14 protein-coding genes are annotated in these 14298 nt (G+C 69.5%); 6 read left to right on the top strand and 8 right to left on the bottom strand.

What is annotated here, in order from left to right:
* The first annotated feature begins 8 nt into the window (after positions 1–8).
* Complete coding sequence (locus tag AC1D2E_RS12465) at positions 9–1010, top strand: NAD(P)H-dependent glycerol-3-phosphate dehydrogenase (RefSeq protein WP_478197693.1); 1002 nt, start codon at positions 9–11, stop codon at positions 1008–1010.
* A 37-nt stretch (positions 1011–1047) separates the two neighbouring features.
* Here AC1D2E_RS12465 and AC1D2E_RS12460 read toward each other — a convergent pair whose 3' ends face one another.
* From AC1D2E_RS12460 to AC1D2E_RS12445, 4 genes are all read right to left on the bottom strand, one after another.
* On the bottom strand, positions 1048–1446 hold the full coding sequence (locus AC1D2E_RS12460) for a 6-pyruvoyl trahydropterin synthase family protein (protein ID WP_478197692.1): 399 nt from the start codon (positions 1444–1446) through the stop codon (positions 1048–1050).
* Positions 1447–1455: 9 nt separating this feature from the next.
* Entirely contained in the window at positions 1456–2094 is a 639-nt protein-coding gene (queE, locus tag AC1D2E_RS12455; RefSeq protein WP_478197691.1) for a 7-carboxy-7-deazaguanine synthase, read from the bottom strand.
* Between the two features lie 102 nt (positions 2095–2196).
* Positions 2197–2994 (bottom strand): segregation and condensation protein A, encoded by a 798-nt coding sequence (locus tag AC1D2E_RS12450; protein ID WP_478172242.1) that lies wholly within the window; start codon positions 2992–2994, stop codon positions 2197–2199.
* Positions 2995–3120: 126 nt separating this feature from the next.
* Positions 3121–3327, bottom strand: coding sequence for a DUF3460 family protein (locus AC1D2E_RS12445; protein WP_478197690.1), 207 nt, complete (start codon positions 3325–3327; stop codon positions 3121–3123).
* A gap of 107 nt (positions 3328–3434) precedes the next feature.
* On the opposite strand from AC1D2E_RS12445, the gene AC1D2E_RS12440 reads away from it, so the two are divergent.
* Complete coding sequence (locus AC1D2E_RS12440) at positions 3435–4103, top strand: hypothetical protein (RefSeq protein ID WP_478197689.1); 669 nt, start codon at positions 3435–3437, stop codon at positions 4101–4103.
* Positions 4104–4123: 20 nt separating this feature from the next.
* Here AC1D2E_RS12440 and AC1D2E_RS12435 read toward each other — a convergent pair whose 3' ends face one another.
* From AC1D2E_RS12435 to metG, 3 genes are read right to left on the bottom strand one after another with little or no spacing between them, the layout of a single operon-like run.
* The gene (locus AC1D2E_RS12435) at positions 4124–5806 is read right to left on the bottom strand and encodes a SulP family inorganic anion transporter (RefSeq protein WP_478197688.1); all 1683 of its coding nucleotides are present in this window, start codon (positions 5804–5806) and stop codon (positions 4124–4126) included.
* A 29-nt stretch (positions 5807–5835) separates the two neighbouring features.
* Positions 5836–6042 carry a hypothetical protein gene (locus AC1D2E_RS12430; protein ID WP_478197687.1) on the bottom strand — a complete coding sequence of 69 codons (207 nt, stop codon included), beginning with the start codon at positions 6040–6042 and terminating at the stop codon, positions 5836–5838.
* Between the two features lie 11 nt (positions 6043–6053).
* A complete protein-coding gene (gene metG, locus AC1D2E_RS12425) occupies positions 6054–8138 on the bottom strand; it encodes a methionine--tRNA ligase (protein ID WP_478197686.1) in 2085 nt (694 codons plus the stop codon).
* 111 nt (positions 8139–8249) lie between these two features.
* On the opposite strand from metG, the gene AC1D2E_RS12420 reads away from it, so the two are divergent.
* Positions 8250–8717, top strand: a complete 468-nt coding sequence (locus tag AC1D2E_RS12420; protein ID WP_478172060.1) for a GNAT family N-acetyltransferase — start codon at positions 8250–8252, stop codon at positions 8715–8717.
* A gap of 23 nt (positions 8718–8740) precedes the next feature.
* Here the strand turns inward: AC1D2E_RS12420 and AC1D2E_RS12415 are convergent, their stop codons facing one another.
* Complete coding sequence (locus tag AC1D2E_RS12415) at positions 8741–9967, bottom strand: patatin-like phospholipase family protein (RefSeq protein ID WP_478197685.1); 1227 nt, start codon at positions 9965–9967, stop codon at positions 8741–8743.
* Between the two features lie 126 nt (positions 9968–10093).
* Between AC1D2E_RS12415 and apbC the strand changes: the two genes are divergently transcribed.
* The 3 genes from apbC to AC1D2E_RS12400 all read left to right on the top strand — a co-directional run bounded on the left by apbC (position 10094) and on the right by AC1D2E_RS12400 (position 14277).
* The gene (apbC, locus tag AC1D2E_RS12410) at positions 10094–11185 is read left to right on the top strand and encodes an iron-sulfur cluster carrier protein ApbC (protein WP_478197684.1); all 1092 of its coding nucleotides are present in this window, start codon (positions 10094–10096) and stop codon (positions 11183–11185) included.
* Between the two features lie 182 nt (positions 11186–11367).
* Positions 11368–12312: a LysR family transcriptional regulator gene (locus AC1D2E_RS12405; RefSeq protein ID WP_478197683.1), complete on the top strand. Its 945-nt coding sequence runs from the start codon at positions 11368–11370 to the stop codon at positions 12310–12312.
* 150 nt (positions 12313–12462) lie between these two features.
* Positions 12463–14277, top strand: a complete 1815-nt coding sequence (locus AC1D2E_RS12400; RefSeq protein WP_478197682.1) for an NADH-ubiquinone oxidoreductase-F iron-sulfur binding region domain-containing protein — start codon at positions 12463–12465, stop codon at positions 14275–14277.
* The last annotated feature ends 21 nt before the right edge of the window (positions 14278–14298 follow it).

The following is a 14298-nucleotide window of genomic DNA, read 5'->3' as shown; positions in this document are numbered from 1 at the left end:
TTTCGCCGATGAAGATCTGCGTGCTCGGCGCCGGTGCCTGGGGCACGGCGCTGGCGATCAATGCCGCCGGCCGCCATGCGGTGACGCTGTGGGCGCGCGATGCCGCCCAGGTCCAGGCCATGTCGTCGGCGCGCGAAAACGCGCGCTATCTCCCCGGCATCGGATTCCCCACGACGCTGAATGTGCGCGGCGGCGAGGCATCGTCCGCGTTCGCGGACGCCGAGCTCGTGATCGTGGCGACGCCGATGTCGGCGCTGCGCGAGCAACTCGGCCTGCTGCGCCATGTCGGCTGTCCGGTGGCATGGCTCTCCAAGGGTGTCGAGCCGGCGCAGGCCGGCTCCGCCGAGGTGGGGCTGCTGGCCCATGAGATCCAGGCGCGTGTGGCACCCGGCCTCACGGCCGGCGTACTGAGCGGCCCGAGTTTTGCGCAGGAAGTGGCACAGGGCCGGCCTACCGCGCTGGTTGCGGCCAGTCCCTCGGCCGCCGTGCGAGAGGCGCTGGTCGGGGCTTTCCATGGGCCGACCCTGCGTGTCTACGCGAACGAGGACATCGTCGGCGTCGAAGTCGGCGGCGCGGTCAAGAACGTGCTCGCGATCGCGACCGGACTGGCCGACGGGCTCGACCTCGGCCTCAATGCGCGGGCCGCGCTGATCACGCGCGGCCTGGCCGAGATGACGCGCTTCGGTGTCGCCCTCGGCGCCAGGGCCGAGACCTTCATGGGCCTGTCGGGGCTCGGCGACCTGGTGCTCACCGCGACCGGCGACCTGTCGCGCAACCGCAAGGTCGGATTGCTGCTGGCGCAGGGCCGGACGCTGTCGCAGGCGGTCGAGTCGCTCGGGCATGTGGCCGAAGGCGTCTACTGCGCGAGGGCGGTGGTGCAGCGTGCGCGCCATATGGGCGTCGAGATGCCGATTTCCGGCAGCGTGGTGGCCGTGCTGGACGGCCGCGTACAGGCTGCGCAGGCGGTCGCGGATTTGATGGGGCGGGAGCCCGGCGTCGAGTCGGCCTGAACCTGAACCGCCGGCTTCGGGACACCGGCCTTGGCGCTCAAGCGCGCGGCGCCAGATCCAGCACGCATTCGTCGCCCAGTGCCTCGCGCCAGACCCGCACGCGCGAGGGCGCCGGCTGCATGTCGGCGAGGGCGTCGGCGATGAACACGCAGAGGTTTTCCAGCGTCGGCGTGCCCAGTCCGGGCACTTCGTCGAGCAGGTGGTGGTCGAGCCGTTCGCGCAGCGCGTCCAGTCGCCGGCGCAGCAGGCCGAGGTCGACGACCATGCCGGTCCGGGCATCGCGCGGGCCGCTGACCGCGACTTCCGCGCGGTAGGTGTGGCCGTGGATGCGGCGGCTGGCTTCGGTCTCGATGGCACGCTCGAGCGTGTGGGCGGCGTCGAAGAAGAAGCGCTGGCTGACGGTGAATCGTCGAAGGTTCATCGCGAGGGTCGTCATGTTCCGAGGTCAGCGGATGCCGGTCAGCTTGTGAGTCTGCAGGCTCAGGCGCCAGCCGGGGCGGCGCATGCAGGTGTCGATACACAGCGCGATGTGGTCGGCCTGCGCGGGGCCGTCCATCGGCTGCAGAAAGTGGTGTGCGAAGTGGCTGCCGGCCTGCAGCGCGTCGAGGTCCAGGCCGGGCTGCGGCCATACCACCTTGAGTTCCTGGCCCGAGCGCTGCAGCCAGGGCGCGCCCGCCTTCGGGCTGATGCAAAGCCAGTCGATGCCCTCGGGTGCCGCCACGGTGCCGTTGCTTTCCACCGCGATGCGGAAGCTGCGCGCATGCAGTACGGCGATCAGTGCGGCATCGACCTGCAGCAGCGGCTCGCCGCCGGTCAGCACGACCAGCCGATGCGCGGTGTCATCGGCCGGCCATTGCGCGGCGATGGTGTCGGCCAGCGACTCGGCGCTCGCGAACTTGCCGCCCAGCGTGCCGTCGGTGCCGACGAAATCGGTGTCGCAGAAGCGGCAGACGGCGCTGGCGCGATCGCTCTCGCGGCCGCTCCACAGGTTGCAGCCGGCAAAGCGGCAGAACACGGCCGGCATGCCGGCCTGGCCGCCTTCGCCCTGCAGGGTGTAGAAGATTTCCTTGACGCTGTAGCTCATCGGGTTCAGGTGTCGATTTCGAGGTTGTCGATCGGCCGTGCTGCCGAGCCGGGAAGCTCATCGGAGTCCGGTCGCTCCGCGAGGCGGCGGGACACGCGGGGCTCAGGCCGGCGTGTACGCCAGCCGTACGTAGATAGGTGCGAAGGCTTCGGCCTGCGTGATGTCGATCAGGGTTTCCTTGGCCAGCTCGAGCATCGCGATGAAGGTGACGATCAGCACCGGTGCGCCGCGCGAGACGTCGAACAGCTTCTCGAACTCGACGAACTGACGTCCCTGCAGGTGCCGCAGCACGATGCTCATGTGCTCGCGCACGCTGAGCTCCTCGCGCGAGATCTTGTGGTGCTGCACGAGCTTGGCGCGCTTCAGGATGTCGGCCCAGGCTTCCCGCAGGTCGACCACGTTCATGTCCGGGAAGCGTGGCTTGAGCGACTGCTCGATGTAGACCTGGGCCTTCCAGAAATCGCGTCCGGCCTGCGGCATGGCGCTCAGCGTGGCGGCCTGCAGCTTGGTCTGCTCGTACTCGAGCAGGCGGCGCACGAGCTCGGCGCGCGGATCTTCGACTTCCTCGCCCTCGGCCGATTTTTTCGGCGGCAGCAGCATGCGCGACTTGATCTCGATCAGCATCGCGGCCATCAGCAGGTATTCGGCCGCCAGTTCGAGATTGGTCTGGCGGATCTCGTCGACGTAGCTCAGGTACTGCCGCGTCAGCCCCGCCATCGGGATGTCGAGGATGTTGAAGTTCTGCTTGCGGATCAGGTAGAGCAGCAGGTCCAGCGGGCCTTCGAAGGCTTCGAGGAAGACCTGCAGCGCCTCTGGCGGGATGTACAGGTCGTTCGGCAGCGCGAACAGCGGCTCGCCGTAGAGCCGGGCCAGCGCCACCTGGTCGATGACCTCGGGCATCGCGGCGACCACGGCCGCGCCGTCGTCCGCGATCACCTCGTCCGGCGCCGAGCGGACGGTGTCCTCCGATGCGCTGCCATCGCCCTGGCGACGGGCGCCGGAACCCGGAACGGCCCGGATGACCACTTACTTCACGCGGGTCTGGTAGACGTAGGGCTGCTGCGGGACCTTGGCTTCGCTGTATTCCTCGAGCAGGCTGCGGTCGAGGTGCTTGTCCCAGAGCAGGGCGCGGCCGGCGCGCTGCTCGGCCTCCAGCGTCGGCTTCTGCTCCTTCATCTGCTCGATGAAGCTGGTGATTTCGGACGTGTAGTGGGGGCGGGCGAAGATGGACATGGCAATAGGACCTTTGGTGGCGATTTTACCGGGTGGAATCCGCATTGAAGCCGGCCTCTGCATGCGCTAGCGTGGCAGCTCCCAATAACAACCCAGGAGACATGCCGATGACGCGTCGATACTCGATGGTCCTTGCCGCCACCGCAGCCGCCTTGATCGTGGCGGCCTGCACCGGCAGCGGGCCCTCCAAGCCGCAGAGCAAGATGAGCTTCTTCATCACCAGCGTGAATCCCGGCAAGGGCGCCGACTTCGGCGGCCTGGCGGGTGCCGACCGCCGCTGCCAGAGCCTGGCGGCCAGCGTCGGCGCCGGCGGCCGCACCTGGCGCGCCTACCTGAGCACCACCGCGACGGCCACCAGCCCGGCGGTGAATGCGCGCGACCGGATCGGCAGCGGGCCCTGGTACAACGTCAAGGGCGAGCTGATCGCCAGCAACGTCGAAGAACTGCACGGCGACAACAAGATCAACAAGCAGACGGCGCTGACCGAAAAGGGCGACGTCGTCCCTGCGACCGGCGATCCCGTCAACCAGCATGACATCCTGACCGGCTCGTCACCCGACGGCCGGGCCATGAGCGACGGCAAGGACACGACCTGCGGCAACTGGACCCAGAGCGGCGACGGCTCGGCGATCGTCGGCCATCACAACCGCATGGGCACCAACGCCCCGCCAGCGTCGATGTCCTGGAACTCCTCGCATGGCACCCCGGGCTGCAGCCCGGATGCGCTCAAGAAGGTCGGCGGCGCGGGCCTGCTCTACTGCTTCGCGCAGAACTGAAGGGTCGGCGCTCGGCAAGCTCAGTGGCCGTGCCCGGTGGGATCGGCGACGCCGCCCGCCATCTCGGCTGCGAATCCCGAGCGCTCGAAGGCCTCGCGCGGCTGGGCCTGCAGCGATTCGACCCGCAGCACCCCGCCGCGCTCGCGCACCGCCTTGTGCAGCTGGCGCAGCGCGTCCATGCCGGTGGCGTCGATCGAGAACAGCTGCATCGCGTCGAGCACCACCGTCATGCCGCGCGGTGCGCGCTCGACCGCCGCCACCACCGGATCGAGCTTGGCCGCGGCGCCGAAGAACAGCGCGCCCTGCAGCCTGTAGGTCAGCACCGGCGGCTCGAGCGACGCCAGCTCGACGCTGAAGAGTTGGCTCATGCGCCAGACGAAGAGCGTGCAGGCCCCCACGATCCCCACTTCGACCRCCACAGTAAGGTCGAACACCACCGTCAGGAAGAAGGTGCCCAGCATCAGCAGCCGATAGTGACGGCTGAAGCGACGCAGCATGCGCGGCGAGAACTGGCGCCATTCCCCCATGTTCCAGGCGACGAAGATGAGGATGCCCGCCAGCACCGCCAGCGGCACGTGCCGGGCCAGCGGTGCGGCCAGCAGCACCACCAGACCCAGCGTCAGCGCGTGGACGATGCCGGCGATCGGCGAACTGGCGCCGGCCCGCACGTTGGTCACGGTGCGGGCGATGGTGCCGGTGGCCGGCATGCCGGCGAAGAAGGGCGCCACCGTGTTGGCGATGCCCTGGGCCATCAGTTCCTGGTTCGGGTCGTGGCGCGGCAGGCCGCCGACCTGGTCGGCCACACGGGCGCACAGCAGCGACTCGATCGCGCCGAGCGCGGCGATCGTGAGGGTGGGCGTCACCAGCTGCTTGACCGTCTCCCACGAGAACGCGGGCAGCGCGAAGGCCGGCAGGCCCTCGGGGATACCGCCGAAACGGGTGCCGATGGTTTCCACCGGAAAGCTGAAGCCCCAGGACACCAGGGTGAGGGTGACCATCGCGACGATCGGCCCCGGCATTCGCGAACCGGCCCGCGCGGCGCGCGAGTGGGCCACGCGGCCCAGCACGCGGTGTACCGTGCGGCCGATCCAGCTGCCGGCCACCAGCAGTTGCGGCCAGGCGGCGAGGCCCAGCAGGCAGGCCATGCCGAGCGCGAAGGCGTGCGGGTTGAGGCTGCCGAGGTTCGTGGCCAGCGTGTGGAGCTGCGAGAACATGTCGGCCGGCATCTTCGGGATCGCGAGCCCGAGCCAGTCCTTCAGCTGCGAGATCAGGATCAGCGCCGCGATGCCGTTGGTGAAGCCGACCACGATCGACAGCGGCACGTAGCGCACCAGCGTGCCGAGGCGGAACAGGCCCATCAGGAACAGCAGCACGCCGGCGCAGGCGGTGGCGATCAGCAGGTTGGCGACGCCGTAGCGCTCGACGATGCCGTAGACGACCACGATGTAGGCCCCGGCCGGGCCGCCGATCTGCACCGCCGAACCGCCGAGGGCCGAGATCAGGAAGCCGGCGATGATGGCGGTCCAGATGCCGGCCTCGGGCTTGAGGCCGGAGGCGATCGCGAAGGCCATCGCCAGCGGCAGGGCGACGATGCCCACCGTGACGCCGGCGCCGACGTCCTTGAGGAAGCGCTCCTTGTCGTACCCGGCCAACGCGTCGATCAGTCGGGGTCGGAAGAGCGCGAGCTTCAGGTGCGAGGTCATGGCGTCATTGTGGGCGCCAGATCGGCCGGTCAGTCGGAGTCGCCGGGCAGCACCGCGTCGGCGGCGGCGCCGACCGCCTTGCCCGTGATGCGCACGGTCCCGATGGCGGCGTCGGCCGCGAGCCCTACCGCACCGGCGCCGACGCTGACCGCGGTGCTGGCGACGCTCACGACGGCGCAGCCGGGGAGCGCCGCGCAGAGGGCCAGTGCAAGAAGCAGGGCGAAGCGGGCTTTCATCGCATCCGCCCTCAGCGCACCCGCATTCCAGGGGTCGCCCCCGGCCACGGCTCCAGCACGTGGATGCCCGGGTTCGCCTTCTCGTCGGCATGGCTGGCGGCCAGCACCATGCCCTCGGAGATGCCGAACTTCATCTTGCGCGGCGCCAGGTTGGCGACCAGCACCGTGAGCTTGCCGACCAGCTGCTCGGGCTGGTAGGCCGAGGCGATGCCGGAGAAGACGTTGCGCGTGCGGCCTTCGCCGGCATCCAGCGTCAGGTGCAGCAGCTTGGTCGAGCCTTCGACTTTCTGGCAGGCGACGATCTTCGCGATCCGCAGGTCGATCTTCGCGAAGTCGTCGATGGTGATGGTCGGGGCGATGCCTTCGCCGCCGGGGAGCAGGCCGGTTTTCTCGGCCGGTGCCGCGGCTTCGGACACCGGGGCTTCGAACAGCTGGTCGAGCTGCTTGGCGTCGACCCGCTGCATCAGGTGCTTGTAGTCCTTGATGGCGTGGCCCGTGCCCAGCAGCTTGCCGGCGTCGGCGAACAGCAGCGGCCCGCTGGCGAGGAAGGCCTCGACCTCGGCCGCCAGCGCCGGCAGCACCGGCTTGAGGTAGATCGTGAGCAGGCGGAAAGCCTCGATGCACGTCGTGCAGACATCGTGCAGGCGGGCGTCCATGCCTTCTTTCTTGGCCAGTTCCCAGGGCTTGTTCTGGTCGACGTACTCGTTGACCTTGTCGGCCAGGCCCATGATCTCGCGCAGGGCGCGGGCGTAGTCGCGGCCGTCGTAGAGCGCCTGCATCGGCGCCGACGCGGCCTGCAGCGTGGCCAGCAGGGCCGCGCCGTCGGCCGACACCGTGCCCAGCTTGCCGCCGAAACGCTTGGCGACGAAGCCCGCGGCGCGGCTCGCGATGTTGATGTACTTGCCGATCAGGTCGGCGTTGACGCGGGCGATGAAGTCGTCGGGGTTGAAGTCGACGTCCTCCACCTTGGCGTTGAGCTTGGCCGCGATGTAGTAGCGCAGCCATTCGGGGTTCATGCCGATCGACAGGTACTTGAGCGGGTCGATGCCGGTGCCGCGGCTCTTGCTCATCTTCTCGCCCGAGACCGTGATGAAGCCGTGCACGTTGACCTGGCTCGGCGTCTTGCGGCCGCTGAACTGCAGCATCGCTGGCCAGAACAGCGTGTGGAAGTAGACGATGTCCTTGCCGATGAAATGCACCTGCTCCACGGTCGGGTCGGCGACGAAGTCATCGAAGCTTTGCGCGGTGCGCGAGGACTCGTGCCAGTGGTTCGCGGCCTGGCCTTTGTCGAAGTGGTTCTTCAGGCTCGCGAGGTAGCCCACCGGCGCGTCGAGCCACACATAGAAGTACTTGCCCGGCGCATCGGGGATCTCGATGCCGAAGTAGGGCGCCTCGCGCGAGATGTCCCAGTCGGCCATGCCGGCCTCGAACCATTCGCTGGCCTTCTTCGCCATCTCGGGCTGCAGCTTGCCGTCCTGCGTCCAGGCCTTGAGGAAGTCGACCACCTTGGGGTCGGACAGCTTGAAGAAGAAATGCTCGGAGCTGCGCAGCTCGGGCGTGGCCCCGGTGAGCGTCGAGTAAGGGTTGATCAGCTCGGTCGGCGAATAGACGCTGCTGCACACCTCGCAGGCGTCGCCGTACTGGTCCTTGGCGTGGCACACCGGGCATTCGCCCTTGATGTAGCGGTCGGGCAGGAACATGCCCTTGACCGGGTCGTAGAACTGCTCGATGGTGCGGCTGGCGATCATCCCGCCCGCCTTGAGCTTCCTGTAGATGCCCTGGGCGAGTTCGGTGTTTTCGGCGCTGTCGGTCGAGTGCCAGTTGTCGAATCGGATGTGGAAACCGTCGAGGTATTCCTTGCGGCCGGCGGCGATCTCGCCGACGAACTGCTGCGGTGTCTTGCCGGCCTTCTCGGCCGCGATCATGATCGGCGCGCCGTGCGCGTCGTCGGCACCCACGAAGTGCACCATGTGGCCCTGCATGCGCTGGAAGCGCACCCAGATGTCGGCCTGGATGTACTCCATGATGTGGCCGACGTGGAACTTGCCGTTGGCGTAGGGCAGGGCGGTGGTGACGAAGATCTTGCGCTGGGACATCGCGGGGTGCGCTTTCGGGGAGAGGAAACGGGCTGGAACCGAATGCGGCCAGCGGAAGGAGCCGCATTTTAGTTGGCAGGGCTATAGTCTCGCTGCCGCCCCGAGTTCCCAGTGATCACCGCGTACGAAATCACCCTTGCCCAGCCGTCCGATGCGCTGGAGATCGCGCAACTCTCGCGTGACTCGATCGAACGTGGTCTTTCGTGGCGCTGGACCGAGTGGCGCGTTCGTCGCAGCATCCGCGACGAGGCGACCAATGTCGTGGTCGCCCGAAGCCGGGGCGCCTTGCTGGGCTTTGCGATCATGCAGTACGGGGACAACGAGGCCCACATCGCGCTCTTCGCGGTTCGGGGAACCGAGCGGCGAAAAGGCGTGGGCTCCGCCTTGCTGGCGTGGCTGGAGGCGACGGCGGGCGTGGCCGGCATCCGGGCCGTGCGCCTGGAGGCCAGGGCCGGGAACGTGGCCGCGAAGTCCTTCTACCTGCGCCACGGCTTTGTCGAAGCGGGCACGAGTCCGGGCTACTACGAGGACGTGGAGGATGCCGTTCGCATGGTGAAGCGCTTCGATGGTGCGTCCTGAGCCGCCCGCGAAGACCTCCTGCCTCAGGCCCGACCCCGGCCGCCCCAGCCGAAGAACTGGCACACCGCCTCGCGCTGCTTCAGCGTGTCCGCACGCCCGAGCGCCATCAGCTCCCGCGTGAAGGCCGATTCGAAGAGCAGGTAGCTCGCCAGCGCGGCGCCCTTGATTTCGGCAGTTTCCGCGGGTACCGCGGGCTCGCCCAGCAGGCTGCGCACGGCCGCCGGCAGCGCGTGGGCGTGCCGCGCCGCGATCACGTCGATGCGCTCGGAGGGGGCGATCAGCAGCAGCTCCACGTGCCGCAGCGCAGTGGCATGGCGCGCCTGCGGCGGAACCAGGGCCAGCGTCGCGTTGATGCGGCGCAGGCGCTCCACGTCGGCGGTCAGCGCATCGAGGAAGATGCTCGACAGCGCATGGCCGGCGATCTGGGCCAGCGACGGGTAGCCGCTCAGGGCATTGGGCGCCACCGCGTGGGTCGGCTCCATGACGCGGCCGGCGCCGATCGCCAGGATGCGCTGCGCACCCAGGTGGATGGCCGCGGCCAGCGGTGCCGACTGGCGCATCGAGCCGTCGCCGAAGTATTCGATGTGGCCGTCGACGTCCAGTGCCTTGGCCGGGAAGATGAATGGAATCGCCGATGACGCGAGCAGATGGTCGTGCCCGATGCGTACCGCCGTGGCCAGTCGCCTGGACCGGACCCATGGCTGCTGCTGCGGGCCGGCCTGATAGAAGGTCACGTGCTCGCCCGAGCCGTAGCTCGATGCCGTGACCGCGAGCGCATCGAGATGGCCCTGCGACATCAGGCCGGCGAGCCGGTCCAGCGGCACCAGCTGTTCGAGCAGCTGGCGCAGCGGCGTGTTGTCGAGCAGGGAGCGCAGGCCGCTGCGCCGCCAGCGGGCGATCAGCCAGCCGGCCGACAGCAGGCGGGCCCAGGGCGCATCGCTGCGCAGCGCCGTCAAGGCGTCGGCGCGGTAGATCTGCCCCGGCTCGAGCCGGGACCACACCTGCGCGATCCTGCGAACCGTGGCGTCGAAGTCGTCGGTGCCGCAGGCCAGTGCGGCCGCGTTGATCGCCCCGGCCGAAGTGCCGGTGATGATCGGGAACGGATTTCGCCTTGCGGGTTCTCCGGCGGCGCGGCGAAGCTTGGCCAGGGCCTGGAGCACGCCGACCTGGTAGGCGGCGCGCGCACCGCCGCCGGTCAGCACGAGACCGGTGGCGGGGACGGGGGCAGGGGCGGGGTGCGGCGACGGCATGGGCGGTCGAGCGTACCCGTCTTGCGGCGCTGAGAGGCCGAACCGATCGCGCCGGTGGGGTCAAGGCTGCGCCGGCGTCGGTGTTTCGGGCGCCGCACTAGACTACCCGCCATTCAGGAGTGATCAATGGCAGTTACGCAAGAGGCGCTCGCGGAGGCGCTCAAGGCCGTCCTCGACCCCAATACCGGCAAGAATTTCGTCAGCACGAAGGCGTTGAAGAACCTGCAGATCCATGAGGGCGAGGTCTCGTTCGACATCGAGCTGGGCTATCCGGCGAAGAGCCAGCAGCCGGCCATGCGCCGCGCGCTGGTGGCGGCCGCCAGGACGGTGCCAGGGGTCGAGAACGTCTCGGTCAACATCGCGACCAAGGTCGTCAGCCACGCGGTGCAGCGCGGCGTGCAGCTGATGCCGAACGTCAGGAACATCATTGCCGTGGCCTCGGGCAAGGGCGGCGTCGGCAAGAGCACGACGGCGGCCAACCTGGCGCTGGCGCTGGCCGCCGAGGGCGCCAGCGTCGGCCTGCTCGACGCCGACATCTACGGTCCCAGCCAGCCCATGATGCTGGGCATCCAGGGTCGGCCCGAGAGCGAGGACGGCAAGACCATGGAGCCGCTGGAGAACCACGGCGTGCAGGTGATGTCGATCGGCTTCCTGGTCGATCAGGACGAAGCCATGATCTGGCGTGGCCCGATGGCGACCCAGGCGCTGGAGCAGCTGCTGCGCCAGACCAACTGGAAGGACCTGGACTACCTGATCGTCGACATGCCGCCCGGCACCGGCGACATCCAGCTGACCTTGTCGCAGCGGGTGCCGATGACCGGCGCGGTGATCGTCACCACGCCGCAGGACATCGCGCTGCTGGACGCCCGCAAGGGCATCAAGATGTTCGAGAAGGTCGGCGTGCCGATCCTCGGCATCGTCGAGAACATGGCGGTGCACGTGTGCTCGAACTGCGGCCACGTGGAGCACATCTTCGGCGCCGACGGCGGCCGCAAGTTGGCCGAGCAGTACGGGATGGACTACCTCGGCGCGCTGCCGCTGGACATCAACATCCGGCTCCAGGCCGACAGCGGCAAGCCCACCGTCGTGGCCGATCCCGATGGCGAGGTGGCCGGCATCTACAAGGCGGTCGCGCGGCGCGTGGCGGTGGGCATCGCCGAGAAGGCCAAGGACTTCTCGGCCAAGTTCCCGACCATCACGGTCAGCAAGAACACGTAGATGTCGGGAGCGACCAGGCCGGCGCCGGGCCGCCCCAAGGCGGCCTGCGGCCCCYTTGGGGGGCAGCGAGGACACGCAGTGCCGAGCGTGGGGGCGACCAGGCCGGCGCCGGGCCGCCCCAAGGCGGCCTGCGGCCCCCTTGGGGGGCAGCGAGGACACGCAGTGCCGAGCGTGGGGGCTCCATGAACCTGCTCGCCTCGATGCGCTACCTCGTCGCGCTCGAGGAGCACCGTCATTTCGGCCGCGCCGCGCAGGCCTGCCACATCACCCAGCCGGCCTTGTCGAATGCGCTGCGTGCGCTCGAGACCGAGTTCGGCGTGGTGGTGGTCAAGCGCGGCCGCACCTATGCCGGGCTCACGCACGAGGGCGAGGCCGTGCTGGCGGCGGCGCACCGGATGCTGCGCGAGAACGAATTGCTGCAGCAGCTGCTGAAGAGCGAGGAGGGGCATCCCCGCGGCAGCCTGCGCATGGCGGCCGTGCCTACCGCGATCCCGCTGCTGGCGCGCTTCGCAGGCCGGTTGCAGGGGCGCCATCCCGGCATCGTGCCGATCGTGCTGTCGATGAGTTCGCTCGAACTCGAAACGGGACTGGAGAACCTGTCGCTCGACATCGCCTTGGGCTACACCGAGCGCATGCATCCGCGCGAGGTCAAGCTCACGGCCTGGCCGCAGAGCGTCGAGCACTACTTCCTGTTGCGCCGCGCCGAGCGCGGCGACGCCGCAGCGCTGCGGATCGGCGAGCCGATCGGCTGGGCCCGGGCGGCCGAGCTGCCGCTCTGCCTGCTGACACCGGAAATGCACAACCGCTCGATCGTCGACCAGGCCTTCAAGGCGGCCGGCGCGGTCGTCTCACCCGCCATCGAGACCAACTCGGTGCTGACCCTGGCGCTCAGTGTCCTGTCCGGCCAGGTCTGCGCCGTGCTGCCGGGCGCGATGGTGGATGCGGTCCGCGGCCAGGGCCAGTTCGAGGCGCTGCCGCTGGTGGCGCCCGAGGTGCTGACGCCGATCGGCTTCATGACGCAGGCGGCGGTGCGGCCCTCGCGCGCGCTGGAGGCGGCCCTGGTGCTGCTCCAGAGCCCGGACTGGCAGCTCGAAGTCGCGGCCCACAGCGGCGCCTTGCGCGGCTGATCCCTCGGGGGGCGCGGGCTGCCCGGGGCGTCATTTCTTTATTGAATCACTCCATGTGCGGATTCAATTTGCCAAGCGCGCCCGGGCGGCCGACAGTCGGGGAGGCCGCCCGTTCGCGCGGCAACACAACCCCATGAGACAGCCGAGGCAATGAATCACCCAGGCACCCGGAACAAGATCGAGGCCATCCCCCTCGCCACGCCCGACCAGCTGCGCGAGCGCATTCGCCGCAAGAGCAAGCTCAAGGGGCGTCAACCCGAGGAGAACGCGCTGGCCGAGGTGCGTGCGCTGATCGGCGCGCGGCCGTTGGCCGGCTACCGGCGCGACCTGCTGATCGAGCAGTTGCACCTGATCAACGACGCCCACGGCTGCCTGCACGACCATCACCTGGTTGCGCTGGCCTCGCTGACCGGCATCCCGATGGCCGAGGTGTACGAGGTCGCGACCTTCTACCACCACTTCGAGATCGTGCGCGGCGACGCGCAGGCGCCCGGGCTCACGGTGCGCGTGTGCGACGGCCTGGCCTGCGAGCTGGCCGGCGCGCAATCGCTGATCGAGCGCCTGCCCGCCCTGCTGGGCGCGGCCGGCCGCGACGACGTCCGCGTGATCGCGGCGCCCTGCATCGGCCGCTGCGAGCAGGCGCCGGCGGTGGCGGTGCACCAGCGGGCGGTGCCGCTGGCGAGCGTCGAGAAGGTGCTGCAGGCGGTGGCCTCCGGGCCCCGGCAGGCGGTGGCGCGCCACACCAATTTCGTCCCCGCCGATCGGGCCGGGCAGAGCATTTCCGCGCCGTCCGATGCGGTCGAGGCCCGGCCGCCCTTCACCGACTACCGGACCTATCGTGCGCACGGCGGCTATGCGCTGGCGGCCGCGCTGGTCAACGGCGAGGAAGACGCCGAAGCCGTGCTCCGGGCGCTCGAGGATTCGGGCCTGCGCGGCCTCGGCGGCGCCGGCTTCCCGGCCGGACGCAAATGGCGCATCGTGCGCGACCAGCCGGCCCCCCGGCTCATGGCGGTGAACCTCGACGAGGGCGAGCCTGGCACCTTCAAGGACCGCAGCTACCTCGAACGCGATCCGCACCGCTTCCTCGAAGGACTGCTGGTGGCGGCGCAGATCGTCGGCATCGATGCCTGTTATGTCTACCTGCGGGACGAATACCACGACTGCCGCGCGCTGCTCGAGGCCGAGCTCGCCGCGCTTCGGGCCGATCCGCCCTGCGAGCTGCCGAGCATCGAACTGCGGCGCGGCGCCGGCGCCTACATCTGCGGCGAGGAGTCCGCGATGATCGAGAGCATCGAGGGCAAGCGCGGCGAACCGCGCATGCGGCCGCCCTACATCGCGCAGGTCGGCCTGTTCGGCCGGCCGACGCTGGAACACAACTTCGAGACGCTCTACTGGGTGCGCGACATCGTCGAGCGCGGTCCGCAATGGTGGACCGGCTTCGGCCGCCACGGGCGCCGCGGGCTGCGCAGCTTCAGCGTCAGCGGGCGCGTGAAGCATCCGGGCGTCAAGCTCGCCCCCGCGGGCATCACGGTGCGGGAGCTGATCGACGAATACTGCGGCGGCATGCTGGACGGCCACACGCTGCACGCTTACCTGCCGGGCGGCGCATCGGGCGGCATCCTGCCGGCGCGCATGGACGACATCCCGCTCGACTTCGACACCCTGCAGCCGCACGGCGCCTTCATCGGCTCGGCTGCCGTGATGGTGCTGAGCCAGCACGACCGGGCGCGCGACGCGGCGCTCAACGTGATGCGCTTCTTCGCCCACGAGAGCTGTGGCCAGTGCACGCCCTGCCGTGTCGGCACCGCCAAGGCGGCGGCGCTGATGCAGGCTGCCACCTGGGACAACGCCACCCTCGAAGACCTGGCGCAGGTGATGGGCGATGCGTCGATCTGCGGGCTGGGCCAGGCGGCGCCGAACCCGATTCGCAGCATCCAGAAGTACTTCCCGCAGGAGATCCTATGAGCCGCCCGGCCGTTCCGAAGG

This window comes from Variovorax sp. P1_H2, assembly GCF_056405295.1.
This window is presented reverse-complemented; position numbering and strand designations above follow the sequence as displayed.

What these genes read in the sequence shown, in the direction of transcription:
- AC1D2E_RS12465 (WP_478197693.1), top strand. Translation starts at nt 9, where the DNA reads ATGAAGATCTGCGTGCTCGGCGCCGGTGCCTGGGGCACGGCGCTGGCG.
- AC1D2E_RS12460 (WP_478197692.1), bottom strand. Translation starts at nt 1,446, where the DNA reads ATGACGACCCTCGCGATGAACCTTCGACGATTCACCGTCAGCCAGCGC.
- queE (WP_478197691.1), bottom strand. Translation starts at nt 2,094, where the DNA reads ATGAGCTACAGCGTCAAGGAAATCTTCTACACCCTGCAGGGCGAAGGC.
- AC1D2E_RS12450 (WP_478172242.1), bottom strand. Translation starts at nt 2,994, where the DNA reads ATGCCCGAGGTCATCGACCAGGTGGCGCTGGCCCGGCTCTACGGCGAG.
- AC1D2E_RS12445 (WP_478197690.1), bottom strand. Translation starts at nt 3,327, where the DNA reads ATGTCCATCTTCGCCCGCCCCCACTACACGTCCGAAATCACCAGCTTC.
- AC1D2E_RS12440 (WP_478197689.1), top strand. Translation starts at nt 3,435, where the DNA reads ATGACGCGTCGATACTCGATGGTCCTTGCCGCCACCGCAGCCGCCTTG.
- AC1D2E_RS12430 (WP_478197687.1), bottom strand. Translation starts at nt 6,042, where the DNA reads ATGAAAGCCCGCTTCGCCCTGCTTCTTGCACTGGCCCTCTGCGCGGCG.
- metG (WP_478197686.1), bottom strand. Translation starts at nt 8,138, where the DNA reads ATGTCCCAGCGCAAGATCTTCGTCACCACCGCCCTGCCCTACGCCAAC.
- AC1D2E_RS12415 (WP_478197685.1), bottom strand. Translation starts at nt 9,967, where the DNA reads ATGCCGTCGCCGCACCCCGCCCCTGCCCCCGTCCCCGCCACCGGTCTC.
- apbC (WP_478197684.1), top strand. Translation starts at nt 10,094, where the DNA reads ATGGCAGTTACGCAAGAGGCGCTCGCGGAGGCGCTCAAGGCCGTCCTC.
- AC1D2E_RS12405 (WP_478197683.1), top strand. Translation starts at nt 11,368, where the DNA reads ATGAACCTGCTCGCCTCGATGCGCTACCTCGTCGCGCTCGAGGAGCAC.
- AC1D2E_RS12400 (WP_478197682.1), top strand. Translation starts at nt 12,463, where the DNA reads ATGAATCACCCAGGCACCCGGAACAAGATCGAGGCCATCCCCCTCGCC.